The sequence below is a fragment of the Pseudomonas sp. TH31 genome, assembly GCF_016650815.1.
Lineage (GTDB): Bacteria > Pseudomonadota > Gammaproteobacteria > Pseudomonadales > Pseudomonadaceae > Aquipseudomonas.
Window position 1 is genome coordinate 155,596 of record NZ_JAEKEZ010000034.1, and the last position, 24,449, is coordinate 180,044.

The window sequence follows — 24,449 nt, forward strand, 5'->3', positions numbered from 1 at the left end:
TTACCTGCCTGGATTGGGCAGTTTTTATAGTCATTCAACAGATGGACGCGCCACTGGCGCAGGAATAGAAGCGTTTTGAAGAAATCCACCGCAGCACCTAAACCAGCCGTCGTTCCGCTCTGGCGCCAGCATTTGCACTACCGACTCAAGGAAGGTGCATTGATCGCCATCGGCGCCTTGTGCCTGTTCCTGATGATGGCCTTGTTGACCTATGGCAAGGACGATCCGGGCTGGAGCCATAACAGCAAGATCGACGATGTGCAGAACTTCGGCGGGCCGGTTGGCTCCTACAGTGCCGATATCCTGTTCATGGTGCTCGGTTACTTCGCCTACATTTTCCCGCTGTTACTGGCGGTCAAGATCTACCAGATTTTCCGTCAACGTCACGAACCGTGGCAGTGGAGCGGTTGGCTGTTCTCCTGGCGCCTGATCGGCCTGGTGTTCCTGGTGCTGTCGGGCGCAGCCCTGGCTCACATCCATTTCCATGCGGCGACCGGCTTGCCGGCCGGCGCAGGCGGCGCGTTGGGCGAAAGCCTTGGCGACCTGGCCAAAAACGCCCTGAACATCCAGGGCAGCACGCTGCTGTTCATCGCACTGTTCCTGTTCGGCCTGACGGTGTTCACCGACCTCTCGTGGTTCAAGGTGATGGACCTCACCGGCAAGATCACCCTCGACCTGTTTGAACTGTTCCAGAGTGCGGCCAATCGCTGGTGGAGCGCGCGTACCGAGCGCAAGCAACTGGTCGCCCAACTGCGTGAAGTCGATGACCGCGTCCATGACGTGGTGGCGCCGACCGTCACCGACAAGCGTGAGCAGGCCAAGGTCAAGGAACGCCTGATCGAACGCGAGCAAGCGCTGAGCAAGCACATGTCCGAGCGCGAGAAACAGGTGCCGCCGGTCATCGCCCCGGCTCCGATCAAGGCGCCCGAGCCAAGCAAGCGCGTACAGAAAGAGAAACAGGCGCCATTGTTCGTCGACAGCGCCGTGGAAGGCACCTTGCCGCCGATCTCGATTCTCGATCCTGCGGAAAAGAAACAACTCAATTACTCGCCTGAATCCCTGGCTGCAGTTGGCCACTTGCTGGAAATCAAACTCAAGGAATTCGGCGTCGAAGTCACCGTGGATTCGATTCACCCGGGCCGGTGATTACCCGTTACGAAATCCAGCCGGCAGCCGGCGTCAAGGTCAGTCGCATTTCCAACCTGGCCAAAGACCTGGCGCGTTCGCTGGCGGTGACCAGTGTGCGGGTGGTGGAAGTGATTCCGGGCAAGACCACGGTCGGTATCGAGATCCCGAACGAAGACCGGCAGATCGTGCGCTTCTCCGAAGTGCTGTCGTCGCCCGAATACGACAACTTCAAATCGCCGGTCACCCTGGCCCTGGGTCACGACATCGGCGGCAAGCCGGTCATCACTGACCTGGCGAAAATGCCGCATTTGCTGGTGGCCGGTACCACCGGTTCCGGTAAGTCGGTGGGTGTGAACGCGATGATCCTGTCGATCCTGTTCAAGTCCGGCCCGGAAGACGCCAAGCTGATCATGATCGACCCGAAAATGCTTGAGCTGTCGATCTACGAAGGCATTCCACACTTGCTCTGCCCGGTGGTCACCGACATGAAGGACGCGGCCAATGCCCTGCGCTGGAGCGTGGCGGAGATGGAGCGTCGCTACAAACTGATGGCGAAGATGGGCGTGCGTAACCTGTCGGGCTTCAACCAGAAGGTCAAGGATGCCGAGGAAGCGGGCACGCCGCTGGCCGACCCGTTGTACAAGCGCGAAAGCATCCACGACGAAGCGCCGCTGCTGCACAAGTTGCCGACCATCGTCGTGGTGGTGGACGAATTCGCCGACATGATGATGATCGTCGGCAAGAAGGTTGAAGAACTGATTGCCCGTATCGCCCAGAAGGCCCGTGCGGCCGGTATCCACTTGATCCTCGCGACCCAGCGTCCATCGGTTGACGTGATCACCGGTCTGATCAAGGCCAACATTCCGACCCGTATGGCGTTCCAGGTCTCGAGCAAGATCGATTCCCGGACCATCATCGACCAGGGCGGTGCCGAGCAACTGCTGGGCCACGGTGACATGCTCTACATGCCGCCGGGCACCAGCCTGCCGATCCGTGTTCACGGCGCGTTCGTGTCCGATGAAGAGGTTCACCGGGTGGTCGAGGCCTGGAAACTGCGCGGGGCGCCGGAATACAACGACGAGATCCTGGCCGGTGTCGAAGAGCCCGGTAGCGGTTTTGAAGGCGGCAGCGGCGGCGATGACGACAGTGAATCCGATGCGCTCTACGACGAAGCCGTGCAGTTCGTGCTGGAAAGTCGTCGGGCGTCCATTTCGGCGGTCCAGCGCAAGTTGAAAATCGGCTACAACCGCGCCGCGCGCATGATCGAAGCCATGGAGATGGCCGGGGTCGTGACGTCCATGAACACCAACGGTTCGCGCGAAGTCCTGGCTCCCGGCCCGGTGCGCGACTGATTTGATTGAAGCAATGCGGTGGAGCAATGACGCACCGCCGCCACCCCACGAATACTAAAGAGGACTCCCATGCGTCTTATCCGCATGTTGTTGCTGCCGGTTCTGGCTTTGACCACACTCTCGGCCCACGCCGATGACAAGGACGTGGCGCGTCTGACCCAATTGCTGGAAACATCCAAGACCCTGACCGCACGCTTCTCCCAGCTGACCCTCGATGGCAGCGGCACCCGGTTGCAGGAAACCGCCGGTGACATGTCGCTGCAGCGTCCGGGCCTGTTCTACTGGCACACCAATGCGCCGGCTGAACAAACCATGGTTTCCGACGGCAAGAAGGTCACCCTGTGGGACCCGGACCTGGAACAGGTCACCATCAAGACCCTCGACCTGCGCCTGACCCAGACCCCGGCCTTGCTGCTGTCCGGTGACGTGTCCAAGATCAGCCAGAGTTTCGACATCAGCGCCAAGGAAGCCGGCGGTGTGATCGACTTCACCCTCAAGCCGAAAACCAAGGACACTCTGTTCGACAGCCTGCGCCTGTCGTTCCGCAATGGCCTGGTCAATGACATGCAACTGATCGACAGCGTCGGCCAGCGCACCAATATCCTGTTCACCGGCGTGAAGGCCAACGAGCCGATCCCGGCGTCCAAGTTCAAGTTCGATATCCCTAAAGGGGCGGACGTGATCCAGGAATAAAACACCGTACCTGTGGGAGCGAGCCTGCTCGCGATGAGGGAGTGCCAGTCACCATCAATGTCGTCTGGCACACCGCATTCGCGAGCAGGCTCGCTCCCACAGGGATTGTGGTGTTTAGCACTTTGACTGATCGGCATGCAGGACCCAGTGAGGTTTCATAAGTTGTGATGGACCTGTTTCGCAGTGCCCCGATTGCTCAGCCCTTGGCCGCTCGCTTACGTGCGGCCAATCTGGATGAGTACGTCGGTCAGGAACACCTGCTCGCTCGCGGCAAGCCTTTGCGCGAAGCCCTGGAGCAGGGTGCCCTGCATTCGATGATTTTCTGGGGCCCGCCAGGGGTCGGGAAAACCACCCTGGCACGGCTGCTGGCAGAAGTCTCGGATGCGCACTTCGAAACGGTTTCGGCGGTGCTCGCCGGCGTCAAGGAAATCCGTCAGGCGGTGGAAATCGCCAGGCAGCAGGCCGGGCAGTACGGCAAACGTACGATCCTGTTTGTTGACGAAGTACACCGCTTCAACAAATCCCAGCAGGATGCCTTCCTGCCGTATGTGGAAGACGGGACGCTGATTTTTATCGGTGCGACCACTGAAAACCCGTCCTTTGAACTCAACAATGCCTTGCTCTCGCGGGCTCGCGTGTATGTGCTCAAGAGCCTCGACGAGGCCGCCCTGCGCAAACTGGTGCATCGTGCGCTTACCGAAGAACGTGGCCTGGGCAAGCGGCAACTGACCCTCAACGATGAAGGCTTCCAGATGCTGTTGTCCGCCGCTGACGGTGATGGCCGGCGGCTGCTCAACCTGCTGGAAAACGCCTCGGACCTGGCTGATGACAACAGCGAGATCGGCGTCGATCTGCTGCAAAGTCTGCTCGGTGATACCCGTCGGCGTTTCGACAAGGGTGGCGAAGCGTTCTACGACCAGATTTCCGCGCTGCACAAGTCGGTGCGAGGCTCCAACCCCGACGGCGCGCTGTACTGGTTCGCGCGCATGATCGACGGCGGTTGCGATCCGCTGTACCTGGCCCGGCGCGTGGTGCGCATGGCCAGCGAAGACATCGGCAACGCCGACCCCCGCGCCCTGAGCCTGTGCCTGGCGGCGTGGGAAGTGCAGGAACGCCTCGGCAGCCCCGAAGGTGAGCTGGCAGTGGCCCAGGCCATCACCTATCTGGCTTGCGCGCCAAAAAGCAACGCGGTGTACATGGGTTTCAAAGCCGCGCTGCGCAGCGCCGCCGAACACGGTTCCCTCGAAGTGCCGCTGCACCTGCGTAACGCGCCGACCAAGCTGATGAAGCAATTGGGTTATGGCGATGAGTACCGTTATGCCCATGATGAGCCGGACGCCTACGCCGCTGGCGAAGACTACTTCCCGGAAGAGCTCGACCCGCAACCCTTCTATCAACCGGTGCCGCGAGGCCTGGAACTGAAGATCGGCGAAAAGCTTAACCACCTCGCGCAACTTGACCGTCTCAGCCCCCGGCAGCGGAGAAAATAGTGATTCGAACGATTCTTGCGGTGTCCGTGGCCGGTATCGCTGGTACATTACTGCGTTTCGCAACCAGCACTTGGGTCAGCGCCAATTGGCCGCGGCATTTTTATGCGGCGACCTTGGCCGTCAATCTGGTGGGCTGCCTGATCATCGGTTTGCTCTACGGGCTATTTCTGACGCGCCCGGAAGTACCAATCGAAATTCGCGCCGGCCTGATCGTCGGTTTTGTCGGCGGTCTGACGACTTTTTCATCCTTTTCACTGGATACGCTGCGCTTGCTGGAAAGCGGGCAGGCACCGATAGCCTTCGGTTATCTGGCCATCAGCGTATTCGGCGGGCTGCTCGCCACCTGGGCTGGCCTGTCCTTGACCAAACTTTGATAACGAGAGACCGACATGCTCGATTCCAAACTGTTACGTAGCAACCTTCAGGACGTAGCGGACCGCCTGGCATCCCGTGGCTTTGTGCTGGATGTTGCGCGCATCGAAGCGCTGGAAGAACAGCGCAAGACCGTCCAGACCCGCACCGAAGCACTGCAGGCTGAACGTAATGCACGCTCAAAATCCATCGGTCAGGCCAAGCAGCGCGGTGAAGACATCGCGCCGTTGATGGCTGACGTCGAGCGCATGGCGAACGAATTGAGCGCCGGCAAGGTTGAACTGGACCAGATCCAGACCGACCTCGACTCGATCCTGCTCGGCATCCCGAACCTGCCACACGAATCCGTGCCGATCGGCGCCGATGAAGACGGCAACGTCGAAGTGCGCCGCTGGGGCACCCCGACTGCGTTCGATTTCCCGGTTCAGGACCACGTTGCCCTGGGCGAGAAGTTCGGCTGGCTGGACTTCGAAACCGCCGCCAAGCTGTCCGGCGCGCGTTTCGCCCTGTTGCGTGGCCCGATCGCCCGTCTGCACCGCGCGCTGGCGCAATTCATGATCAACCTGCACACCACCGAGCACGGCTATGAAGAGGCCTACACGCCTTATCTGGTCCAGGCGCCTGCGCTGGTCGGCACCAGCCAGTTGCCGAAGTTCGAAGAAGATCTGTTCAAGATCACCCGCGAAGGCGAAGCCGATCTGTACCTGATCCCGACGGCTGAAGTGTCACTGACCAACATCGTCGCTGGCGAAATCCTCGATTCGAAACTGTTGCCGATCAAGTTCGTTGCCCACACGCCGTGCTTTCGCAGCGAAGCCGGCGCGTCGGGCCGTGACACGCGCGGCATGATCCGTCAGCACCAGTTCGACAAGGTCGAAATGGTCCAGATCGTTGAGCCATCGACCTCGATGGACGCGCTGGAAGGCCTGACCGCCAACGCCGAGAAAGTCCTGCAATTGCTGGAACTGCCGTATCGCACCCTGGCGCTGTGCACCGGCGACATGGGCTTCAGCGCGGTGAAGACTTATGACCTCGAAGTGTGGATTCCGAGCCAGGACAAGTACCGTGAAATTTCGTCGTGCTCCAACTGCGGCGATTTCCAGGCCCGTCGTATGCAAGCGCGCTTCCGTAACCCGGAAACCGGCAAGCCTGAACTGGTTCACACCCTGAACGGCTCCGGCCTGGCGGTCGGCCGTACCCTGGTGGCCGTGCTGGAAAACTACCAGCAGGCCGACGGTTCGATCCGTGTGCCAGCCGTACTGAAGCCGTACATGGGTGGCCTTGAGGTCATCGGCTAAATGGACTATCTGCCGCTGTTTCATAACCTGCGCGGCAGTCGTGTGTTGGTCGTCGGCGGCGGGGAGATTGCCTTGCGCAAGTCCCGCCTGCTGGCCGAAGCCGGTGCGCAGCTGCGGGTGGTCGCACCTGAAATCGAACCGCAACTGCGCGAACTGGTGACCGGCAGCGGTGGCGAGTGCCTGTTGCGTGGCTACGTCGAAGCGGATCTGAACGGTTGCGGGCTGATCATTGCCGCCACCGACGACGAACCGCTGAACGCGCAAGTCTCTGCCGACGCTCATCGGCGTTGCGTGCCGGTCAACGTAGTGGATGCGCCAGCCCTGTGCAGCGTGATCTTTCCGGCGATTGTCGACCGTTCCCCGCTGATCGTTGCCATCTCCAGCGGCGGCGATGCGCCGGTACTGGCGCGGCTGATCCGGGCCAAAATCGAAACCTGGATTCCTTCCACCTACGGTCAACTGGCCGGCCTGGCAGCGCGTTTTCGTACTCAGGTCAAAAACCTGCTTCCGGATGTGCAGCAGCGTCGGTCGTTCTGGGAAGATGTTTTCCAGGGGCCGATTGCCGACCGGCAACTGGCCGGGCAGGGCGCTGAAGCCGAGCGCTTGCTGCTGGCGAAAATCGCTGGCGAGCCGCCGAAAAAACCGGTGAAGTGTATTTGGTCGGTGCCGGGCCGGGCGATCCGGACCTACTGACCTTCCGTGCGTTGCGGCTGATGCAGCAAGCCGATGTGGTGCTCTACGACCGGTTGGTCGCGCCGGCAATTCTGGATTTGTGCCGTCGCGATGCCGAGCGGGTTTACGTCGGCAAGCGTCGTGCTGACCACGCTGTACCGCAAGATCAGATCAACCAGCAACTGGTGGATCTGGCCAAGGCTGGCAAGCGCGTGGTGCGGCTCAAGGGCGGTGATCCGTTCATCTTCGGTCGCGGCGGTGAAGAGATCGAAGAACTGGCGGCCCATGGCATCCCGTTCCAGGTCGTGCCGGGCATTACGGCGGCCAGTGGTTGCGCGGCGTATGCCGGGATTCCGTTGACTCACCGTGATTACGCGCAGTCGGTGCGGTTCGTTACCGGGCACTTGAAGGATGGTTCCACCGATTTGCCGTGGGCCGACCTGGTCGCCCCGGCGCAAACCCTGGTGTTTTACATGGGGCTGGTGGGCTTGCCGATCATCTGCGAGCAGTTGATCAAGCACGGTCGCGGGGCGGATACCCCGGCGGCGTTGATTCAGCAGGGCACCACGGTCAATCAGCGGGTGTTTACCGGCACACTGGCCGATCTTCCACGACTGGTGGCGGAGCATGAAGTGCATGCACCGACATTGGTGATTGTTGGGGAAGTGGTGCAATTGCGCGAGAAACTGGCGTGGTTTGAAGGGTCTCAGGCGCAGGTCTGAATACTGCGTCGCCTGTTGGAAAAAGATCGCAGCCTGCGGCAGCGCCCACAGGCGCGTAGGAGCTGCCGAAGGCTGCGATCTTTTGATCTTAACGCTTCTGCCAAACCCCTTTCCCGCTCAACCGCGCCCGATCATGCGCTGCAGTAAAGTCCTGCGCCGGCCCTTTGGGCACAAATACCCGTCGGATTGATGGTCTTGTGGCTAGCGTAGTAGTGATGCTTGATGTGCTCGAAATCCACCGTCTCCGCAATCCCCGGCCACTGATACAACTCCCGCAACCAGTTCGACAGGTTCGGATAATCGGCAATCCGCCGCAGATTGCACTTGAAGTGCCCGTAATACACCGCGTCAAAGCGAATCAGCGTGGTGAATAGCCGAATGTCCGCTTCCGTCAGGTATTCGCCGACCAGGTAGCGGTTCTCGCCTAACAGCAGCTCCAGCCGATCCAGTTCGGCAAACACATCATCGAACGCTTCTTCATAAGCCGTCTGCGACGTGGCAAACCCGGCGCGGTACACGCCGTTGTTCACCGCCGGATAAATCCGTTCGTTCAGCGCATCGATCTCGCCTCGTAGCGGCGCAGGATAGAAATCCAGCTCATTGCCGGTCAGGTCATCGAAGGCGCTGTTGAACATGCGGATGATCTCCGCCGATTCATTGTTGACGATGCGCTTGTGCTGTTTGTCCCAGAGCACCGGCACGGTGACGCGGCCGGTGTAGTCGGCGGTATCGGCGGTGTAGCGCTGGTGCATGAAAGTGAAGTGATTGAGCTTGTCGCCGGTGGATCCCAGGTTCTGGTCGAAGGTCCAGCCGTTTTCCAGCATCAGCCAACTGACCACCGACACGTCGACCAGGCTGTCGAGGCCTTTGAGTGTGCGCAGGATCAGCGTTCGATGGGCCCACGGGCAGGCGAGGGAGACATAGAGGTGATAGCGACCAGGTTCGGCCACAAAGCCACCGACCCCGGTCGGACCTGGCTTGCCGTCGGCGGTGAGCCAGTTGCGGCGCTGCGCTTGTTCACGCTGGAACGCGCCGTCCTTGCTGCTTTCGTACCACTGGTCTTGCCAGCGGCCTTCAACTAACAAACCCATGTTCAAGACTCCTCAACCTATAAGCGTTGGAGAGGAGTCTATGCCCATGAGTTCGAACAAAAAGCGCAAAGGTTGCACCGTTATAATCGGTTAAATCGATCTGTCCCGGGCATCCCAGTACTGCTGGGCGGTTTCGAAAGCGTGCTCGCGGGGCTGGCCGAGGCCGCGCAAGGCCAGGGCCATGGTCGAAATCAGGGCCATTTTCGGGTAACTGTCGACCACATCGCCACGCCACACGGCTTTCATGTGTTCAGGGTCGAGCGCCACCGGTTTGACGTGGCGTTGTGCCGACAGTTGCGGCCATTCCTCATCCCAGCTTTCGCCGCCGGTGGTGCCATACAAGTGACTGTCGGCGTCCGGGTTGATCTCGATTTCGCCGCCGTCGCCCTTGACCACAATGGCCGTATCACCGAGCAAACCGCTGGCATCGCGATGCACGGCCTGGTAGCCGGGGTGGAAAATGCTTTGCAGGCCACAGCGCGCACTCAATGGATTGAGAATCCGCGTGAGGGAGTGGATTGGCGAACGCAGGCCCAAGGTGTTGCGCAGGTCGATCATGCGCTGAAGTTGCGGTGCCCAATCCACCAGCGGCATGAATGCCAGGCCGCCGTTATCCAGCGCTTCGCCAACCTGCTGCCAGGTGCGGCACAAGGGAATTTTCAATTCTTCCAGCAGTTGCTCGCTGTACAGCCGACCCGCCGTGTGTGCGCCGCCGCCGTGCATAAAGATGCGCACGCCGTTCTGCGCCAGGCACTTGGCCGCCAGCAGATACCACGGCAGATGACGTTTCTTGCCGGCGTAGGTCGGCCAGTCCAGGTCGACATTTAACGCCGGAGCCTCCAACCGTTCACGAAGGGCCTGGGTGAAGCCCGCCATCTCCTCGGCGCTTTCTTCCTTGTGTCGCAACAGCATCAGGAATGCGCCGAGCTGAGTGTCCTCGACCTTGTCATCAAGCACGAAGCCCATGGCTTGTCGGGCTTCCTCACGCGTCAGGTCGCGGGCGCCGCGTTTGCCTTTGCCGAGGATCCGCACGAACTGGGCGAACGGATGCTCGGCGGGCGTTTCGAGGGTCAGAGCAGGGTAGTCGGTCATAAGCAGTTCGTCGGTTTGGGCAGGCCCGCCAGTTTTGCGGCGAGTTTGGCAGGGGTGCCTTTGAACAGTCGATTCAGGTGCAGGCTGTTGCCTTTTTCCGGACCGAGTTTCAACGCGGTGTATTTGATCAGCGGGCGTGTGGCCGGGGACAGCTGGAATTCATCGTAGAAACTGCGCAGCAGTTCGAGGATTTCCCAGTGCTCGGGGCTCAACTTGATGTCTTCGGCGGTGGCGAGGGCGCTGGCCACGTCAGTGGACCAGTCGCTCAGTTCGACCAGGAAACCATCCTTGTCCAGTTCGATGGCGCGGGCGCCGACGGTCAGGGAGTTCATAGCCAACTGTTGACCTTGTCGTAGTGAATCGACAACTCGACGAAGGACGAGTAGTCGATGGCTTGGGCCCAATCGGGCACTGGGAGCGCGCGAGCCTGGGCGTCTTCAGCCAGTACGAACAGTTTCAGGCCACGAATGCTCAATGCGTTGAACGGCGCGGTGCCTGGCTGCAAGGCATAAGCCGCGTCGCCAGACAGCAGCAGCGCATCGTTGGCGCCGATCACGCGCAGGCAACTGGTCAGGCGATCGTCGCCAAACGGGGAATGAGACAACACATGCAAAGTCGACATCAGAGGGTGATCACCTGGTCGTAACGGTCAATAAGGGCGGTGATTTCACTGGCGGTCAGTGGCAGCGCTTCTTCCAACGATAATCCTGTCGGGTCGAGGCCTCGTTCGGCGGCACTGTCGGCGCAGACAAACAATTCCTCGACGCCGAACATCGGCAACGCTTGCAGGTTGGCGCTCAGGTCTTTTTGCTGCAGGGCCTTGGCGTCCTGTTTCGACGCGAGTTGGAAAACCCCGTCATCGAGAAACAGCAGGCCGATCGGCAAGTCGAACGCGCCGCCGGCCAGCACGATGTCCAGCGCTTCGCGCGCGTTCGGCCCGGACCACGGCGCCTGACGGCTGATAATCAGCAAGGATTCAGGCATGTCACGCGCCTCCAAAACAGATCAGGCGGTCGGCGTCTTGTACCGCGTCATGCAACTGGCCGAGGCCGGACAATTCCCACGGCGCACCGACCGCAACCGCTTCACGCTGATAGCGCTTGGCTTCTTCTTCGTTCAACACCCCACGGCGCAAAGCGGCGGCGATGCAGACAACAGCATCAAGTTGATGCTCGGCGACAAAGGCGCGCCATTGCTTGGGCAAGTCTTGCTCGTCCTGGGGTGTGACCACGCTGCCGGACGCGTTGTAGACGCCGTCCTGATAGAAAAACAGCCGGACAATCTCATGCCCGCCAGCCAGCGCGGCCTGGGCGAACAGCAAGGCACGGCGCGAGGAGGGCGCATGGGCGGCGGAAAACAGCGCGATGGCGAACTTCATGACGGACTCGATCAGCAAAACTGCGGCCATGATAAAGCTTTATCGGTGGGGCGGCGAAGGGGGTTTGCTCGCGGACTGGGTTACTGCCTTCGCGAGCCTGCGTCCAGCCACGGTTTAGTGATCAACACAACACCGTGTAGGAGCTGCCGAAGGCTGCGATCTTTTGACGTTGATTTTTACAGCAAGATCAAAAGATCGTCCGAATGCGGCCCAAACCTTCGGCAGCTCCTACGGTGATGGGGGCAACCGGTGTTCAGCGTGGCATGTAACCCAATTGCCAGCGCCGCGGAATCTTCAGCGACAGCAATCCCACCGCCCCGGCCAGCAGGCCGCTGACAAGCAGGGCCTTGAGCCCCAGGTGATGCTCCAGCACCGCGCCGAGGATCGCCCCGGCGAACATGCCGCTCCACGGAATCAACTGGACCCGCCATCCATTGCGCCGCTCGCCGAGCATCCAGCGTCCCAGGCCACGGCCGAAGCGCGAGAGGGCGCCGGTGACGTAGGTCAGGCCGACCGGCAGTCCGTTCACTTCTTCCACGGCAGCATTGAGCATGCCCATGGCGATGATCGCCGCCAGCAGCGCCGGCAGTTGCTCGTCATAGGGCCACGCGGCCGCACCGCAGAGCAGAGTGGCGATGCATAACAGCAAGGGCAGCGCCCGACGTCCGCCGAGGCGGCTGACGACAATGCCCAAGGCATTGCCGACGATAAACGTGGTCACGAGGATCAACAAACGCACGGTCAGGCCGAGGTCACCATCGCTGATGGCCACGGCGAGACGAGTGGTGTTACCGCTCATGAAGGACACGAAGTCGCCGCTGGCCATGAAGCCAATGGCATCGGTCATGCCGGCGAGCACTGAAAGTGTAGCCACCAGCGACATGCCAATGCGTCCGCGCCATTTCTGGATATGCAAATGGCCAGGGCTGGCGCGGTGAGTGGAGGCAGATGGCAGCATTGGTGCAGGTCTTCCTCAGGCAGTAGTCGAGACGGTCACTTACTCAATCCATATAACTCGCAATACTCCAGCCAGTCCATGCCGGCCATCTCGGCCACTTCCTTGTGCACTTCCAGACGCTGGGTCTGGTAGTCCTCGGCAGTGGACGCGGTCAGTTGCAGGGTCAGCTCCCAGGCAAACAGCCCCAAGCGCTCAGCCTCGGCTTCGAAGGCTTCGTGCAAGCGCTCCTCGCGGTACTCGGCCGCAGTTTCACCCTTGGCCTGGGCGAGCAACGGGTTGAGATTGTCGAGCTCGTGACGCAGTTGCGGGCGCTCATCGAGAAACTTCTTCAGCGCCTGCTCGTGTTGCTGTTCGGTGGCTGCCATGGTCGCTCCTTGAACGTCAGGTTACGAAGACTGCTTCTTGGCTTTGGCTGCTGCGGCCAGGCACTCGAGGGCGAACTGCTCGGGGTAGGTCATCTGGATCGGCGTGGTTTCGCCTTTGACGGTTCTTTCGCCGTCGAGGATGTAACGAATCCGCTTGTCGGTAACGCCGATTCGCTTGGCGATCCAGGCAGGCGTCTGACCGATCTGGCTGATCAGCTTGTCGGCGTATTCGGCAGTTGGTTTGTAAAATTCGGCGTTGGGTGTCATGTGGCTTTCCAGAAAAAGAGCTGATGCGCTGTGAATTGCGCGACAGGGTGCGCGAATCGTCACGCGGTGTCGCGCTATAAATGAAGTAAAGCAGAACGATACGCTGCGCCACGGTGATACAGTCCGCTTTTTCTTGATGAGCGAACACAATGCGAATTCTGATGGTGGTGCTGGCCGCAACCCTGCTGGCGGGATGTGCGGGCTCGGTGATGGACAACTCCCGCACCAAATCCCCGACCAAGGTCCTGAACTCCGACAAACCGGAAAAAGTCGTCGCCCAGTGTGTGCAATTCGCCTGGCAGGACGAAGCGGTGTTCGGTGTCGATGCCGGGGCTTACCTGCAACCGGGCCGCAAGGGCGGTTCTACGGTCTACACCCGTTCGGCGGAATCCTTTGTGGACGTGTCCAGCGATGCATCCGGTACGGTGCTGAGTTATTACGCGCAGCACGATGATTTTGTGGCCAAGCGCCGGTTGGCGGCGTTGGCGACCTGTTTGTAGGATCTTGTAGGAGCAAAGCTTGCTCGCGAAGAACGATGACGCGGTGTGTCAGTACCGACGCCATCGCGAGCAAGCTTTGCTCCTACAGAAGACCGATGTCGTTCAGAGGCGCTTCTGGAAGAAGAAGCGCTGGTGCCCCGGCGGGTAGTCAGCGATGTGGCCCAGCTCGCTATAACCGAGCTTCTTGTAGAACGCCGGCGCCTGGAAGTCGAAGGTATCGAGCCAGATCCCCACGCATTCTTTCTCTCTGGCCAGTTCTTCGGCCATGTTCATCAGCCTGGAGCCCATGCCCTGTCCCCGGGCCTGTTCCGGTACCGATAGTAATTCGATGAACAACCATTGGTAAAACACCCGGCCGTAGAGCCCGCCGAGAATCTCGTCGTTGTCGTCGCGCACCAGCAGGGCAAACGGTTGTGGGTTGGCGGGCCCGGCTTGCGCTGCGTTATAGGCGCGCAGCGGCGTCAGGATGGCCTCGCGCTCTTCATGGGTGGGGTCCAGCGAGCGCTCGATACGCAAAGTCATGGCTACGTCCTTATGGCAGTGAGCCAAGAGACTATCCGGCTCGCCGAGATTGTTCCATCCCTCAACGCAGTGGAACCGCCGATTGCGCGCGGATGTCTAGCCTCTAGAGCAGCATTTCAGAACGCGGCCACGAGGAGCGCCCATGAACATTTTCGAAGCCTTGCGCGAAAGCCACGACCGCCAGCGCCGCTATGCCGACGCGCTGATCCAGACCCGCGGTGACACCCCGGAGCGGGCTGAGGCTTACAAACAGCTCAAATCCGAGCTCCAGGCCCATGAAACCGCGGAAGAACGGTATTTCTACATTCCGCTGATGGAGTTCGACAACGGTGTCGATCTGAGCCGCCACGCCATTTCCGAACACCATGAAATGGACGAAATGATGGAGACGCTGGATGAGACACAAATGTCTGATCCAACGTGGCTGGTGACGGCGAAAAAGCTGTCCGAAAAGGTCCATCACCACCTCAAGGAAGAAGAGCAGAAGTTCTTCCAGATGGCTGGCAAGTTACTCGATGAAAAACAGAAAGAATCCCTCGCCGGCCAATATGAGAAGGAATACAAGGCACAGCTTTCCTAAGGTGAGAATCGTTCCGATTGCTGCCTTGCGGCGTAGTCCTTCTGCTACACGGGCTGTAGGACTTGGCTTAAACAGCTGTGTTTATATCCAGTGTTTGTCGGTGGCAGGCCAAGTAAACATCACTCGAGGCGGTAAATCGGTCGGTGGACAAAAAAGCAGCTTCGTTAGGTTGGAGGCCTCTCCTCAGGAAGGAGAGTTCTTAAATCAACGGAGTGAAAAAGATGAACAAGCCACAGACTCAACCAGAACTACGACACGGTCGTGTCACCTCCCCATCCAGCCGCGGCGCGGTAGCCGTCGAGCTGGGGCTGCTGGGTAACTGGCAAGTCAACGAAATGGAAGGCGGCAAGAACTTCCCGTCGTTGGTCGCCGGGCCATTCCCGGCGCCGTATCAAACCGACACGGCCAGCGACGTACCACCGGCCGACGGCCATATCCTCAGTGGCGGCAAGGTCGACGCCCGTGACTGCATCAACTTCACCAACGAGGAACTGAGCAAAAAGCTCAACCGTCCGTTCGCCTGGCCGCTGCTGAATGTCGAGCCGGGCCAGACCTTCAAGGTCACCTGGGAATACACCGCCCCCCACGTCACCCGTGGCTACAGCTGGTTTATCACCAAGGACGGCTGGGACCCGAAACAGCGCATCAACCGCGCGCAGCTGGAGCCTAAATCGTTCTTTGAGGACTTCTACACCCAGGTTCCGTACTACAGCCATTCCGAAGAAATGAAGGCCAAGGTCAACCACGAAGTGAAATTGCCGGGCAACAAAAGCGGTCATCACGTGATCGTGCTGGTGTGGATCGTGGCCAACACGGGCAACGCCTTCTATCAAGCGTTCGACGTGGACTTCAAGTAAGCCGACTGCGTTAACTCCCCACACGTTCTGAAGGAATAGAACATGTCAAAGATCGACTTTACGTTAATGAAATCTCAACTGAGTGACGCTGCTTCGTTGATGCCGAGCATTGCCGACAAAAAAATCCTGATGGGCTTCTGGCATAACTGGCCCGCGGGGCCGAGTGACGGTTACCAGCGTGGCCAATTCGCCAACATCGCGCTGCAGGACGTGCCCAAGGATTACAACGTGGTGGCCGTGGCCTTCATGAAGGGCAATGGCATCCCGACCTTCAAACCGTACAACCTGTCCGACACCGAGTTTCGCCGCCAGGTCGGCGTGCTGAACAGCCAGGGCCGTGCGGTGCTGATTTCCCTTGGCGGCGCCGATGCGCACATCGAACTGCACAAAGGCAACGAGCAGCCACTGGCTAACGAAATCATTCGTCTGGTGGAAACCTACGGCTTCGATGGGCTGGACATCGATCTTGAACAAAGCGCGATTGATTTCGCCGATAACAAGACTGTCTTGCCTGCCGCGCTGAAACTGGTCAAGGACCATTACGCCGGTGAAGGCAAACACTTCATCATCAGCATGGCGCCGGAATTCCCGTACCTGACCAGCGCCGGCAAATACGTCGGCTACCTCCAGGCCCTGGAAGGCTATTACGACTTCATCGCCCCGCAGTATTACAACCAGGGCGGTGACGGGATCTGGGTGCAGGAAGCCAATAACGGTAACGGCGCGTGGATTGCCCAAAACAACGACGCGATGAAAGAGGACTTCCTGTTTTACCTGACCGAAAGCCTGGTGAGTGGTACTCGCGGGTTCACCAAAATCCCGGCGGACAAGTTTGTGATCGGCTTGCCGGCCAACGTCGACGCCGCGGCCACCGGGTATGTGATCGACCCGGCGGCGGTGGTAAATGCCTTCAAGCGTCTCGACGCCAAAGGGCTTTCGATCAAAGGCCTGATGACCTGGTCGGTGAATTGGGATAACGGGGTCAACAAAGACCATGTGCCATACAACTGGGAATTCAGCCGTCGCTACGGGCCGTTGATCAACGGCAAGCGGCTTTCTTCCCACGAGGAAGAGTTCGCGACGCCTGAAGTCGCCAGCCAGCAGTAAAAAGAAGCCCGGCAGAGATGCCGGGCTTTTTGGTTTTCGCCTACCATGGGGCTCTTCTCACGAAAAAGGATGCGTTGTGATGGCGAATACAGCCGACCGGGTCAACATCATTGAATCCCAGGTGTTGTCCCACGACTGGTACCTGCTGAAGAAAATCACCTTCGACTACCAGCGCAATGATGGCGAATGGCAACGCCAGACCCGCGAGGTCTACGACCGGGGCAATGGCGCGGCGATTCTGCTTTTCAACCGCGAGAAGAGAACCGTGGTGCTGACGCGCCAGTTCCGGTTGCCGGTGTTCGTCAACGGCCACGATGGTTTGCTGATCGAAGTGGCTGCCGGGCTGCTCGAAGGCGCGGCACCTGAAGAGCGCATCCGCGCTGAAGCCGAAGAGGAAACCGGCTATCGCGTTCACCACGTGCAAAAGGTTTTCGAATCCTACATGAGCCCCGGCTCGGTCACTGAAAAGCTGCACTTCTTCATCGCTGAATATGATGCAACGTCGAAAGTCAGTGATGGCGGTGGGCTGGAGGAAGAGACGGAAGAGCTGGAAGTGCTGGAGTGGACATTTGACGAGGCGCTCGAGGCGTTTTATCGCGGGGAAATCTGCGATGCGAAGACCATCATGCTGTTGCAGTACGCCGCGATGAAAAACCTCTTCGCCCCGGTTTAAGAGTGCATTACGCGCCCTGTAGGAGCTGCCGAAGGCTGCGATCTTTTGATCTTTTTTTAGACGCGAAGATCAAAAGATCGCAGCCTTTGGCAGCTCCTACAGGATCAAAAGCCCTCGAGTCTTGCAGACCCCAGCCACTGGCGGCCCTCAAGTGTGAGTAACAATTCCTTCGCCTCAAGCCCCCCGGCAAACCCGGTCAATTTCCCCGACGCCCCAATCACCCGGTGACACGGCGCGACAATCGAGATCGGGTTCTTGCCATTCGCCGCCCCCACCGCCCGAACCGCACTCGGATTGCCAATCTGCTCGGCAATCTGGCTGTAGCTGCGGGTCTCGCCAAACGGGATAGTCAGCAGCGCCTGCCAGACCTTTTTCTGGAACTCGGTCCCGGCAAAATCCAGCTCCAGGTCGAACTGATTGCGCGTACCGGCAAAGTATTCCTGCAACTGTAGAACGGCGCGTACCAGGATTGGATTGTCCGCCGCTTCCGTCATCGGCCCGAGCCTGACGCGGTTCGGTTTGTCGTTTTCCCAGAGGATGGCCGCCAGTCTTGAACCGTTCGCGACCAGCTTCAACTCGCCGACCGGGGAGGGCATGGTGGTGCAGGTGTAGGTCATGCCGGCGGACTCCGAAAAAGACTGAACAGGCGCTCAGCATACTGCCTGATCGGGGAGGCGCAATACGCAATCCCAGCCATACTGGCTACTGCTCTTGAAGCGTTCCCTCTGTTTGATACAGAGCCTGAAAACAAAAAAGAGACCGAATCATGAAGTTCGAACCTTTTGCCAAATCGCTGTTAGCGACCTCCTTGGCGCTCAGTTGCCTCAGTGCATACGCCGCTTCCGTGGCCCCGGTTGCGGCCGAAAACGGCATGGTGGTCACCGCCCAGCATCTGGCCACTCACGTGGGCGTGGATGAACTCAAGAACGGCGGCAACGCCGTAGATGCCGCGGTTGCGGTCGCCTATGCGCTGGCGGTGGTTTATCCCGCGGCGGGCAACCTGGGCGGCGGTGGTTTCATGACCATTCAACTGGCGGACGGGCGCAAGACCTTCCTCGATTTCCGCGAAAAAGCCCCGCTGGCGGCCACCGCCAATATGTACCTGGACAAGGACGGCAACGTCGTCCCGGACCTGAGCACCCGTGGCCACTTGGCCGTGGGCGTGCCGGGCACCGTGTCTGGCATGGAACTGGCCCTGAGCAAATACGGAACCAAACCCCGTAAGGAGGTGATCGCCCCGGCGATCAAATTCGCCGAAGAAGGCTTCGTGCTGGAACAGGGCGATGTCGATCTGCTGGAAACCGCGACCGACGTGTTCAAGAAGGACATGCGTGATTCGGGTTCGATCTTCCTGAGCAATGGCGAACCGATGCAAGTCGGGCAAAAACTGGTGCAAAAGGACCTGGGCAAAACCCTGCGGGAAATCTCCGAGAAGGGCGCCGACGGGTTCTATAAAGGTTGGGTGGCCGACGCCATCGTCACGTCCAGCCAGGCCAACAAGGGCATCATTACCCAGGCCGACCTCGATAAATACAAGACCCGTGAACTGGCCCCGGTGGAGTGTGATTATCGCGGCTACCATGTGGTCTCGGCGCCACCACCAAGCTCCGGCGGCGTGGTGATCTGCGAGATCATGAACATCCTCGACGGCTACCCGATGAAAGACTTGGGCTACCACTCGGCCCAGGGCATGCACTATCAGATTGAAGCGATGCGCCACGCCTATGTGGACCGCAACAGCTACCTCGGCGACCCGGACTTCGTGAAGAACCCGATTGCCCACCTGCTCGACAAAAACTACGCGACCAAACTGCGCGCCGCCATCGAACCGCAAAAGGCCGGCGTGTCCCGCGAGATCAAACCCGGCGTAGCGCCGCATGAGGGCAGCAACACCACGCACTTCTCCATCGTCGACAAGTGGGGCAACGCGGTGTCGATGACCTACACCCTCAACGACTGGTTCGGCGCTGGCGTCATGGCCAGCAAAACCGGGGTCATTCTCAACGACGAAATGGACGATTTCACCTCGAAAATCGGCGTGCCAAACATGTACGGCCTGGTACAAGGCGAGGCAAACGCCATCGCCCCCGGCAAGGCCCCGCTGTCCTCCATGAGCCCGACCATCGTCACCAAGGACGGCAAAGTGGTCATGGTCGTCGGCACGCCTGGCGGTAGCCGCATTATCACCGCGACCTTGCTGACGATCCTCAACGTCATCGACTATGGCATGAACATTCAGGAAGCCGTGGATGCGCCGCGTTTCCACCAGCAGTGGTTGCCGGAAGAGACCAACCTGGAGACCTTCACCACCAGCCCGGATACGGTGAAGATCCTCGAAAGCTGGGGACATAAATTTGCCAAGCCTCAGGATGCCAATCATGTGGCGGCGATTCTGGTCGGCGCGCCTTCGCTGGGGGTAAACCGGTGGGCAATAATCGCTTCTATGGGGCGAATGATCCGCGCAGGAATACCGGGTTGTCGTTGGGGTATTGAGTTCTTGCAACACCGCCTCGGCCACCCTGAGCGGGTTGGTCGAGTTGAAGGTGTTCGAGAAGCGAAAAAGGGGGCGAGAGTGGGTAATACCGATCAGTTAAGCTAAACACGATCTGTAGCAGCTGGCGAAGCCTGCGTTCGGCTGCGCAGCAGTCGTAAAATCTGAGAACGCGGTCTTTCGGATACACCGCGTCGTCTGGATTGACGACTGCTACGCAGCCGAACGCAGGCTTCGCCAGCTGCTACAAAGCGTGTGTCACCTTGAGATCTTCTTAACTGATCGGCATTACGCGAGCGTGGGTGTTCTTCTTGCGAGCAGCGCCCTAGGGCTGTTCTATATAACAGCGTTTTGCGGCATTATCGACGATGCGCGTCCATGCCCGGCCTCCAGTGAGCAGGTTGCGTCCCCCCTTAATCTGATGGACTACTTTAAGGCTCCTGTCATGACCACTGCACTGCTGATCATCGATGTCCAACAAGCCCTGTGCTCCGGCGAGTTCGAATGCTTCGACATCAAACACGTCATCCAAAACATCAACAGCCTGAGCGCCAAGGCCAGGGGAACCGGGATCCCGGTGATCCTGATCCAGCACGAAGCCAAGGATGATTTACTGCAGCACGGCTCTGAAGGTTGGCAATTGGCCGAAAGCCTGGAAACGTCGCCGCAAGATCTGCGTGTGCGCAAAACCACGCGGGACTCGTTCTATCAGACTAACCTTGGTCAGCTCTTGCCTAAAGAGGACTTCGAACGCCTGATCATCTGCGGCCTGCAAACTGACTATTGCGTCAACGCCACTGTCCGCCAGGCCCTGACGCTGGGCTACGACGTGGTCCTCGCCGGCGACGCGCATTCCACTGTCGACAACGGCAACCTCAGCGCTGAAGAGATCATCGCCGAACACAACGCAGACCTGGCGCATTTGACGGGCCCTGTGGCGCGAATCGACGTGCTACCTACCGCCAAAATCCACCTCTAAAACCACTCCGAATCCTCAAGCGAGCGAGCTCTCCTGTGGCGAGGGGGCTTGCCCCCGTTGGGTTGCGCAGCAGCCCCCCCCCAAAAAAATTCAAGTTGCAAACAACAACCCGCCTATCGCTCCAACCCGCTCCGGCACCACACCCCCCAAAACCAACCGCGTAATCGTCGCCGCAGCCTGCGAAAAGTCCCCATCGTCCGGCACCTGCCGCCCGGTGATATGCGCCATCTGCCAACCCAGATTGGTATAGGTGCGCGTCGCCGACCAGATAAACAACATCAAATGCTCTGGATCCACCGGCGCCAGCAACCCGCGATCAATCCAGCTGCGCAGGCACTCGACATTGCGCTGAGCCTCGGCATACAACAAATCCCGACACTCCTCAGGCAACTGCCGACCACCCAGCAGCAACTCACTACTGAACACCTTGGCAATGTGCGGATGTTCCCGCGCGATGCGGATCCGCGCCGCAATATAAGCCTGCAACCCCGCCACCGGATCGTCGCTCTCGCGCAACACCGCCGAGGCCTCCAGCAACGGTTCGACAAACTCCAGTAACACCTTGGCGTAGAGGTTTTCCTTGCTCTGGTAGTAGTAATAAAGATTCGCCTTCGCCAGCCCCGCGCGCAGCGCGATGTCCAGGGTCTGGGTGGCGTCGAAGCCTTTGGCGGCGAATTCTTCGCTGGCGGCGGCCAGGATCAGGCGCTGATTGCGTTGGCGAATGCTGGTCATGGAGAAGGAACGAAAGATAAGGACATGAGAAGGACTTGGGGGATTCTGGCTCGTAATATATAAAACTATACAGCGAATGAGCCAGACGCGACGGTGCGAATCGTCTGATCCCTACGGCAAGGATGTCGCACATGCAATGTGTGAATTTACGGCGAACCGAAAATCTCGATCAACTCGCTCAGGAAGGCACTCACCAAATCCCGCTGCCGGGCAGAGTGTCGTACCGCCGCATGAAAGCCGACCTCATAGCGTAGAAGTTCAGGATTGAGCGGATGTAACTGCCCCAATTGTTCATGCTTCGCCGCATAGTGTTGCGGCAGAAACCCCAAGTGTTGGCCTGACAGAATCAGCAGCGCGGCGCCGTCCATGCTGTCGGTGAGTACCGTCAAGCGTTCTATCGCGGCCGGTGCCGGCATTTCCGGCAAAGGATGGCTGGGCCATACCCAGTCATGCCCGGCGACTTCCTTTCTGGTCAACTCGCCTACATGTTCGAACAGCGGGTGAGTGGGCGCGCAATAAGCGATTTGGGTTTCCTGGAACAACGGGAAGTAGTCGATGTTGGGCAAGCGGTGCCAGAAGTAACCGATCGCCAGATCGATATGGCTGTTGATGATTTTCTCTTCCAGCAGTGATGACGACAGCTCGGTGAAGTGGAAATACAAGCCCTCATGCCGAGAGTGTAAACGGGCGATGGCCAGGGCGATTTTCTTATTGGCAACAGGATCGATTTGACCGAGCAGGCCAATGTTGATGTTGCCCGAGACCTTTCGGTTGAGCGCTGGCCGGCGCCGATCTGCTCTGCGCCCCGTCAACTGGCCCGACGGCCCAAGGCCGCAAACCGAGCGCCCCGCAGAAGTCGTACGGGTCCAGGCCAATGCATCAGTGAACGAATGTTCATTGCCGCGTGTGACCGACATGGCCACGAGCGCGGCGTCAGCTGGGTGCAGGGTTCAGTCATCGTCGATGCCGATGGTTACCCTTTGGCGGGGCCGGCGGAGCAGGGCGGCGAGCAAATTTTGCTCGCAACACTTAACCTGGTCGAGGCGCGGAACAAGCGGATCAGTGAGCGTAATGACCTGCATCGTGATCGGCGGCCATCGTTGTACGGGTGAGGCATGAAATGCCCCGTGCACCGAGTTCCTTGGCCGTAAGCACCACTTTTCCTTGTATCGCATGGTCCGGCATAGCGTAACGCCTGCAAGTGAAGGTATGACCGGGTCTGGAGTGGCATCGTCAAAAGATAAGCCAGTGCGGGCGGGATGAACTGTTCAGTTTTTTTTCGGACAATCGCCAGCGCTGCGGGAGTCTCAAGTCAGATAGGGGCTGGCAGTCCCGGGGTGTTCCGTACACGCTGAAGCCTGAAGAAAGATCGGGAGGTCTGTTGCCGGTGGAGAAATGTCGAGGTGATACAACATGCTCGCGATGTTTCCACGGTGATAGGTCGTGTGATTGACCACATGCAGAAAAATGTCTTCGCGGGACATGTTGCCAAGGCCTCCGCCGATGAACTGAAACTCGATCACTTCACTTAACTGCACCGGGGACAGCGAATCCGCATAGTTGACATACCAACGGTCTATCTCGCGTTGAGCGGCGACAAGATCCCGGATAGAAGGGTGGTCGGCCGGATTGCGCGTAGTAAGACCATGAGGCTCGCCAAGCAAGTGGCACTTCCAGACAAAATCCATGGCGTACGAATGATTGAGCGTTCGGATGATATTGCCGAAAAATCCCGGGTCCGGTGCAGTCAGTTGAGATTCCGGAAGGTTTTCCAGCGCGGATAAAAAAGTGTCGTCCGCCCACGCCTTGTAGCGTGTGAGAGTGTGTACCGAGTTCACAATATTTCCTTATGTAGTCAAACCGGGTGGAACAGCGTAGGTCTCAGGCGCCAACAGTCCTGGTTGCTGATTATTTTGGGGCGCCCATCACAATGCGTGTGATCGACGTGAAGGTTCAGTGCGATGCAGATACACGGCAAACGTATCCCACGGCAGTTCAATAGACAGTTGCTTCATGATTTGACCCACTTCACCGCGGTGGTACCCGGCATGCGTGACGACATGGGTCAGCATTTCTTCACGTGACATATAGCCGGCGTCTGCGTCGGTAAAAACGAAAGGCACGGATTCGGACAACAAGGACGGGGTCACGTTCTCCAGGTACTCGAGGTACCAACGATCGGTGGCTGCTACGGCGACGCGCAGATCAGCCAGTGAAGGTATCTGCGGTGTGTTGTCTGTGGAAAATCCGTGTGGCTTGCCCACCAGATGCGCAGCAAATATCTGGCTGACGACATGGGCGTGATTGATCAACCGCAATGCAGTGCGGAGTTCTTCTTTGTGGCGTTCGGGATCAAAGCCTTCCATCTTGTTTAGCAGCTCGCTGTTGGCCCATGCCTGATAGCTGAAAAGCGTACGAAGTAAGGGTGATGCGCTCATGATCCGTGATCCCTTCTGAAGTTCTAGAATGTGAATACTCTGTTTATATTTTGATTCCAGGGAGCGATTTTTGACTACTCGCATTTCATCGACGCATTCCCGGATGCGAAAGGAGCCACGCCAGGCGCGTTCTCGTGCCACGGTCGATTCCATTGTTCAGGCAGGTGCTCGCGTTTTGAGCGACCGGGGATGGGCGGGTTTCAATACCAACGACGTGGCTGATGCGGCTGGCGTGAGTATTGGATCGCTCTATCAGTACTTTCCAGACAAGCAAGCGCTGGTCGAAGCCATTCGGCAACATCACCTCAATGATGTTCTGGCGGTCATACGCACCGTGGGTAGCGGCGAAAAACATCCCGGGCAGCTAGTGGACGAGCTGGTCGACGGCATGATTGCGGCACACAGCATTCATCCGGAACTTCATCGAGTGTTGCTTGATATTGCCCCGCCGCATTCAAGTGCCATATCCGCTCATAGCGTGTTCGAAGCGCAATATCTGGCGCGATATAGAGCCGTTGTTGAGGCTTACCCGGGCTCACGAGGCCGCGCGGTGAACTCAATGGTGGCGCAAGTACTCTGCGCCGCAGTGGAAGGGGTCATTCATGGCGCAGCCAGAAGCGGAACGTTGAAATCCAAAGAGCTGAAAGAAGAGCTTGTGCACTTGGTCTGTTCGTATTTAGGTTAGGGCCTGC

The 24,449-nt window shown here is 59.1% G+C and carries 25 protein-coding genes and 5 pseudogenes; 15 read left to right on the forward strand and 15 right to left on the reverse strand.

What is annotated here, in order from left to right:
- The first annotated feature begins 75 nt into the window (after positions 1-75).
- The 6 genes and pseudogenes from JFV26_RS29160 (at position 76) to cysG (ending at position 7,727) form a co-directional block, all read left to right on the forward strand.
- Positions 76-2,480: pseudogene (locus JFV26_RS29160) on the forward strand (DNA translocase FtsK).
- A 69-nt stretch (positions 2,481-2,549) separates the two neighbouring features.
- The gene (gene lolA, locus JFV26_RS29165) at positions 2,550-3,173 is read left to right on the forward strand and encodes an outer membrane lipoprotein chaperone LolA (RefSeq protein WP_201197131.1); all 624 of its coding nucleotides are present in this window, start codon (positions 2,550-2,552) and stop codon (positions 3,171-3,173) included.
- 167 nt (positions 3,174-3,340) lie between these two features.
- A complete protein-coding gene (locus JFV26_RS29170) occupies positions 3,341-4,663 on the forward strand; it encodes a replication-associated recombination protein A (protein WP_201197132.1) in 1,323 nt (440 codons plus the stop codon).
- Complete coding sequence (gene crcB, locus JFV26_RS29175; RefSeq protein WP_201197133.1) at positions 4,663-5,037, forward strand: fluoride efflux transporter CrcB; 375 nt, start codon at positions 4,663-4,665, stop codon at positions 5,035-5,037. Before JFV26_RS29170 ends, crcB begins: the two co-directional genes overlap by 1 nt.
- A gap of 15 nt (positions 5,038-5,052) precedes the next feature.
- Positions 5,053-6,333, forward strand: coding sequence for a serine--tRNA ligase (gene serS, locus JFV26_RS29180; RefSeq protein WP_201197134.1), 1,281 nt, complete (start codon positions 5,053-5,055; stop codon positions 6,331-6,333).
- A pseudogene (gene cysG, locus JFV26_RS29185) lies at positions 6,334-7,727 on the forward strand (siroheme synthase CysG).
- An 88-nt stretch (positions 7,728-7,815) separates the two neighbouring features.
- On the opposite strand, the pseudogene JFV26_RS29190 reads toward cysG, so the two are convergent.
- The 9 genes and pseudogenes from JFV26_RS29190 to JFV26_RS29230 form a co-directional block, all read right to left on the reverse strand.
- A pseudogene (locus JFV26_RS29190) lies at positions 7,816-8,818 on the reverse strand (glutathione S-transferase family protein).
- A 90-nt stretch (positions 8,819-8,908) separates the two neighbouring features.
- Positions 8,909-9,910 carry a glycosyl transferase family protein gene (locus JFV26_RS29195; protein WP_201197135.1) on the reverse strand — a complete coding sequence of 334 codons (1,002 nt, stop codon included), beginning with the start codon at positions 9,908-9,910 and terminating at the stop codon, positions 8,909-8,911.
- Positions 9,907-10,242 (reverse strand): TusE/DsrC/DsvC family sulfur relay protein, encoded by a 336-nt coding sequence (locus tag JFV26_RS29200; protein WP_201197136.1) that lies wholly within the window; start codon positions 10,240-10,242, stop codon positions 9,907-9,909. The genes JFV26_RS29195 and JFV26_RS29200 overlap by 4 nt, the downstream gene beginning before the upstream one ends.
- Positions 10,239-10,532: a sulfurtransferase complex subunit TusB gene (tusB, locus tag JFV26_RS29205; protein ID WP_201197137.1), complete on the reverse strand. Its 294-nt coding sequence runs from the start codon at positions 10,530-10,532 to the stop codon at positions 10,239-10,241. The genes JFV26_RS29200 and tusB overlap by 4 nt, the downstream gene beginning before the upstream one ends.
- Complete coding sequence (gene tusC / locus JFV26_RS29210; protein ID WP_201197138.1) at positions 10,532-10,894, reverse strand: sulfurtransferase complex subunit TusC; 363 nt, start codon at positions 10,892-10,894, stop codon at positions 10,532-10,534. Before tusC ends, tusB begins: the two co-directional genes overlap by 1 nt.
- 1 nt (position 10,895) lies before the next feature.
- Positions 10,896-11,288: a sulfurtransferase complex subunit TusD gene (gene tusD, locus JFV26_RS29215; RefSeq protein ID WP_201197139.1), complete on the reverse strand. Its 393-nt coding sequence runs from the start codon at positions 11,286-11,288 to the stop codon at positions 10,896-10,898.
- Positions 11,289-11,541: 253 nt separating this feature from the next.
- On the reverse strand, positions 11,542-12,246 hold the full coding sequence (locus JFV26_RS29220) for a YoaK family protein (RefSeq protein WP_201197140.1): 705 nt from the start codon (positions 12,244-12,246) through the stop codon (positions 11,542-11,544).
- Between the two features lie 35 nt (positions 12,247-12,281).
- Positions 12,282-12,611 (reverse strand): DUF6388 family protein, encoded by a 330-nt coding sequence (locus JFV26_RS29225; protein WP_201197141.1) that lies wholly within the window; start codon positions 12,609-12,611, stop codon positions 12,282-12,284.
- A gap of 21 nt (positions 12,612-12,632) precedes the next feature.
- Positions 12,633-12,878, reverse strand: coding sequence for a hypothetical protein (locus JFV26_RS29230; RefSeq protein ID WP_201197142.1), 246 nt, complete (start codon positions 12,876-12,878; stop codon positions 12,633-12,635).
- A 149-nt stretch (positions 12,879-13,027) separates the two neighbouring features.
- On the opposite strand from JFV26_RS29230, the gene JFV26_RS29235 reads away from it, so the two are divergent.
- Positions 13,028-13,378: a hypothetical protein gene (locus JFV26_RS29235; protein ID WP_201197143.1), complete on the forward strand. Its 351-nt coding sequence runs from the start codon at positions 13,028-13,030 to the stop codon at positions 13,376-13,378.
- Positions 13,379-13,480: 102 nt separating this feature from the next.
- Here JFV26_RS29235 and JFV26_RS29240 read toward each other — a convergent pair whose 3' ends face one another.
- Positions 13,481-13,900, reverse strand: coding sequence for a GNAT family N-acetyltransferase (locus JFV26_RS29240; protein WP_201197144.1), 420 nt, complete (start codon positions 13,898-13,900; stop codon positions 13,481-13,483).
- 142 nt (positions 13,901-14,042) lie between these two features.
- Here JFV26_RS29240 and JFV26_RS29245 point away from each other — a divergent pair, with 142 nt between their 5' ends.
- From JFV26_RS29245 to JFV26_RS29260, 4 genes and pseudogenes are all read left to right on the forward strand, one after another.
- Entirely contained in the window at positions 14,043-14,480 is a 438-nt protein-coding gene (locus tag JFV26_RS29245) for a hemerythrin domain-containing protein (protein WP_201197145.1), read from the forward strand.
- Positions 14,481-14,701: 221 nt separating this feature from the next.
- Entirely contained in the window at positions 14,702-15,337 is a 636-nt protein-coding gene (locus tag JFV26_RS29250) for a lytic polysaccharide monooxygenase auxiliary activity family 9 protein (RefSeq protein WP_201197146.1), read from the forward strand.
- 42 nt (positions 15,338-15,379) lie between these two features.
- Positions 15,380-16,381, forward strand: a pseudogene (locus tag JFV26_RS29255) (chitinase); the annotation flags it as partial.
- 142 nt (positions 16,382-16,523) lie between these two features.
- The gene (locus JFV26_RS29260; RefSeq protein WP_201197148.1) at positions 16,524-17,117 is read left to right on the forward strand and encodes an NUDIX domain-containing protein; all 594 of its coding nucleotides are present in this window, start codon (positions 16,524-16,526) and stop codon (positions 17,115-17,117) included.
- A gap of 104 nt (positions 17,118-17,221) precedes the next feature.
- Here JFV26_RS29260 and JFV26_RS29265 read toward each other — a convergent pair whose 3' ends face one another.
- Positions 17,222-17,734, reverse strand: coding sequence for a methylated-DNA--[protein]-cysteine S-methyltransferase (locus JFV26_RS29265; RefSeq protein ID WP_201197149.1), 513 nt, complete (start codon positions 17,732-17,734; stop codon positions 17,222-17,224).
- Positions 17,735-17,883: 149 nt separating this feature from the next.
- On the opposite strand from JFV26_RS29265, the pseudogene ggt reads away from it, so the two are divergent.
- Both ggt and JFV26_RS29275 read left to right on the forward strand, forming a co-directional pair.
- Positions 17,884-19,610, forward strand: a pseudogene (ggt, locus tag JFV26_RS29270) (gamma-glutamyltransferase).
- A gap of 443 nt (positions 19,611-20,053) precedes the next feature.
- Positions 20,054-20,587, forward strand: a complete 534-nt coding sequence (locus JFV26_RS29275; RefSeq protein ID WP_201197150.1) for a cysteine hydrolase family protein — start codon at positions 20,054-20,056, stop codon at positions 20,585-20,587.
- 90 nt (positions 20,588-20,677) lie between these two features.
- On the opposite strand, the gene JFV26_RS29280 is transcribed toward JFV26_RS29275, so the two are convergent.
- Complete coding sequence (locus tag JFV26_RS29280) at positions 20,678-21,319, reverse strand: TetR/AcrR family transcriptional regulator (protein WP_201197151.1); 642 nt, start codon at positions 21,317-21,319, stop codon at positions 20,678-20,680.
- A gap of 146 nt (positions 21,320-21,465) precedes the next feature.
- Positions 21,466-22,236 carry a substrate-binding domain-containing protein gene (locus JFV26_RS29285; RefSeq protein ID WP_242487940.1) on the reverse strand — a complete coding sequence of 257 codons (771 nt, stop codon included), beginning with the start codon at positions 22,234-22,236 and terminating at the stop codon, positions 21,466-21,468.
- Between the two features lie 24 nt (positions 22,237-22,260).
- On the opposite strand from JFV26_RS29285, the gene JFV26_RS33875 reads away from it, so the two are divergent.
- Positions 22,261-22,431, forward strand: coding sequence for a hypothetical protein (locus tag JFV26_RS33875; RefSeq protein WP_242487941.1), 171 nt, complete (start codon positions 22,261-22,263; stop codon positions 22,429-22,431).
- Between the two features lie 195 nt (positions 22,432-22,626).
- On the opposite strand, the gene JFV26_RS29295 is transcribed toward JFV26_RS33875, so the two are convergent.
- Together JFV26_RS29295 and JFV26_RS29300 are read right to left on the reverse strand one after the other, a co-directional pair.
- On the reverse strand, positions 22,627-23,157 hold the full coding sequence (locus tag JFV26_RS29295; protein ID WP_201197152.1) for a DinB family protein: 531 nt from the start codon (positions 23,155-23,157) through the stop codon (positions 22,627-22,629).
- Between the two features lie 87 nt (positions 23,158-23,244).
- The gene (locus JFV26_RS29300) at positions 23,245-23,757 is read right to left on the reverse strand and encodes a DinB family protein (protein ID WP_201197153.1); all 513 of its coding nucleotides are present in this window, start codon (positions 23,755-23,757) and stop codon (positions 23,245-23,247) included.
- Between the two features lie 70 nt (positions 23,758-23,827).
- Between JFV26_RS29300 and JFV26_RS29305 the strand changes: the two genes are divergently transcribed.
- A complete protein-coding gene (locus JFV26_RS29305; RefSeq protein WP_201197154.1) occupies positions 23,828-24,442 on the forward strand; it encodes a TetR/AcrR family transcriptional regulator in 615 nt (204 codons plus the stop codon).
- Positions 24,443-24,449: the final 7 nt, after the last annotated feature.

Coding starts and splice junctions, on each gene's coding strand:
- JFV26_RS29300 (WP_201197153.1), bottom strand. CDS start 23,757: ATGAGCGCATCACCCTTACTTCGTACGCTTTTCAGCTATCAGGCATGG.
- JFV26_RS29200 (WP_201197136.1), bottom strand. CDS start 10,242: ATGAACTCCCTGACCGTCGGCGCCCGCGCCATCGAACTGGACAAGGAT.
- tusC (WP_201197138.1), bottom strand. CDS start 10,894: ATGCCTGAATCCTTGCTGATTATCAGCCGTCAGGCGCCGTGGTCCGGG.
- tusB (WP_201197137.1), bottom strand. CDS start 10,532: ATGTCGACTTTGCATGTGTTGTCTCATTCCCCGTTTGGCGACGATCGC.
- JFV26_RS29235 (WP_201197143.1), top strand. CDS start 13,028: ATGCGAATTCTGATGGTGGTGCTGGCCGCAACCCTGCTGGCGGGATGT.
- JFV26_RS29250 (WP_201197146.1), top strand. CDS start 14,702: ATGAACAAGCCACAGACTCAACCAGAACTACGACACGGTCGTGTCACC.
- tusD (WP_201197139.1), bottom strand. CDS start 11,288: ATGAAGTTCGCCATCGCGCTGTTTTCCGCCGCCCATGCGCCCTCCTCG.
- JFV26_RS29285 (WP_242487940.1), bottom strand. CDS start 22,236: ATGTCGGTCACACGCGGCAATGAACATTCGTTCACTGATGCATTGGCC.
- JFV26_RS29275 (WP_201197150.1), top strand. CDS start 20,054: ATGACCACTGCACTGCTGATCATCGATGTCCAACAAGCCCTGTGCTCC.
- JFV26_RS29195 (WP_201197135.1), bottom strand. CDS start 9,910: ATGACCGACTACCCTGCTCTGACCCTCGAAACGCCCGCCGAGCATCCG.
- JFV26_RS29260 (WP_201197148.1), top strand. CDS start 16,524: ATGGCGAATACAGCCGACCGGGTCAACATCATTGAATCCCAGGTGTTG.
- serS (WP_201197134.1), top strand. CDS start 5,053: ATGCTCGATTCCAAACTGTTACGTAGCAACCTTCAGGACGTAGCGGAC.
- JFV26_RS29240 (WP_201197144.1), bottom strand. CDS start 13,900: ATGACTTTGCGTATCGAGCGCTCGCTGGACCCCACCCATGAAGAGCGC.
- JFV26_RS29220 (WP_201197140.1), bottom strand. CDS start 12,246: ATGCTGCCATCTGCCTCCACTCACCGCGCCAGCCCTGGCCATTTGCAT.
- JFV26_RS29280 (WP_201197151.1), bottom strand. CDS start 21,319: ATGACCAGCATTCGCCAACGCAATCAGCGCCTGATCCTGGCCGCCGCC.
- JFV26_RS29225 (WP_201197141.1), bottom strand. CDS start 12,611: ATGGCAGCCACCGAACAGCAACACGAGCAGGCGCTGAAGAAGTTTCTC.
- lolA (WP_201197131.1), top strand. CDS start 2,550: ATGCGTCTTATCCGCATGTTGTTGCTGCCGGTTCTGGCTTTGACCACA.
- JFV26_RS29230 (WP_201197142.1), bottom strand. CDS start 12,878: ATGACACCCAACGCCGAATTTTACAAACCAACTGCCGAATACGCCGAC.
- JFV26_RS29265 (WP_201197149.1), bottom strand. CDS start 17,734: ATGACCTACACCTGCACCACCATGCCCTCCCCGGTCGGCGAGTTGAAG.
- JFV26_RS29245 (WP_201197145.1), top strand. CDS start 14,043: ATGAACATTTTCGAAGCCTTGCGCGAAAGCCACGACCGCCAGCGCCGC.
- JFV26_RS29170 (WP_201197132.1), top strand. CDS start 3,341: ATGGACCTGTTTCGCAGTGCCCCGATTGCTCAGCCCTTGGCCGCTCGC.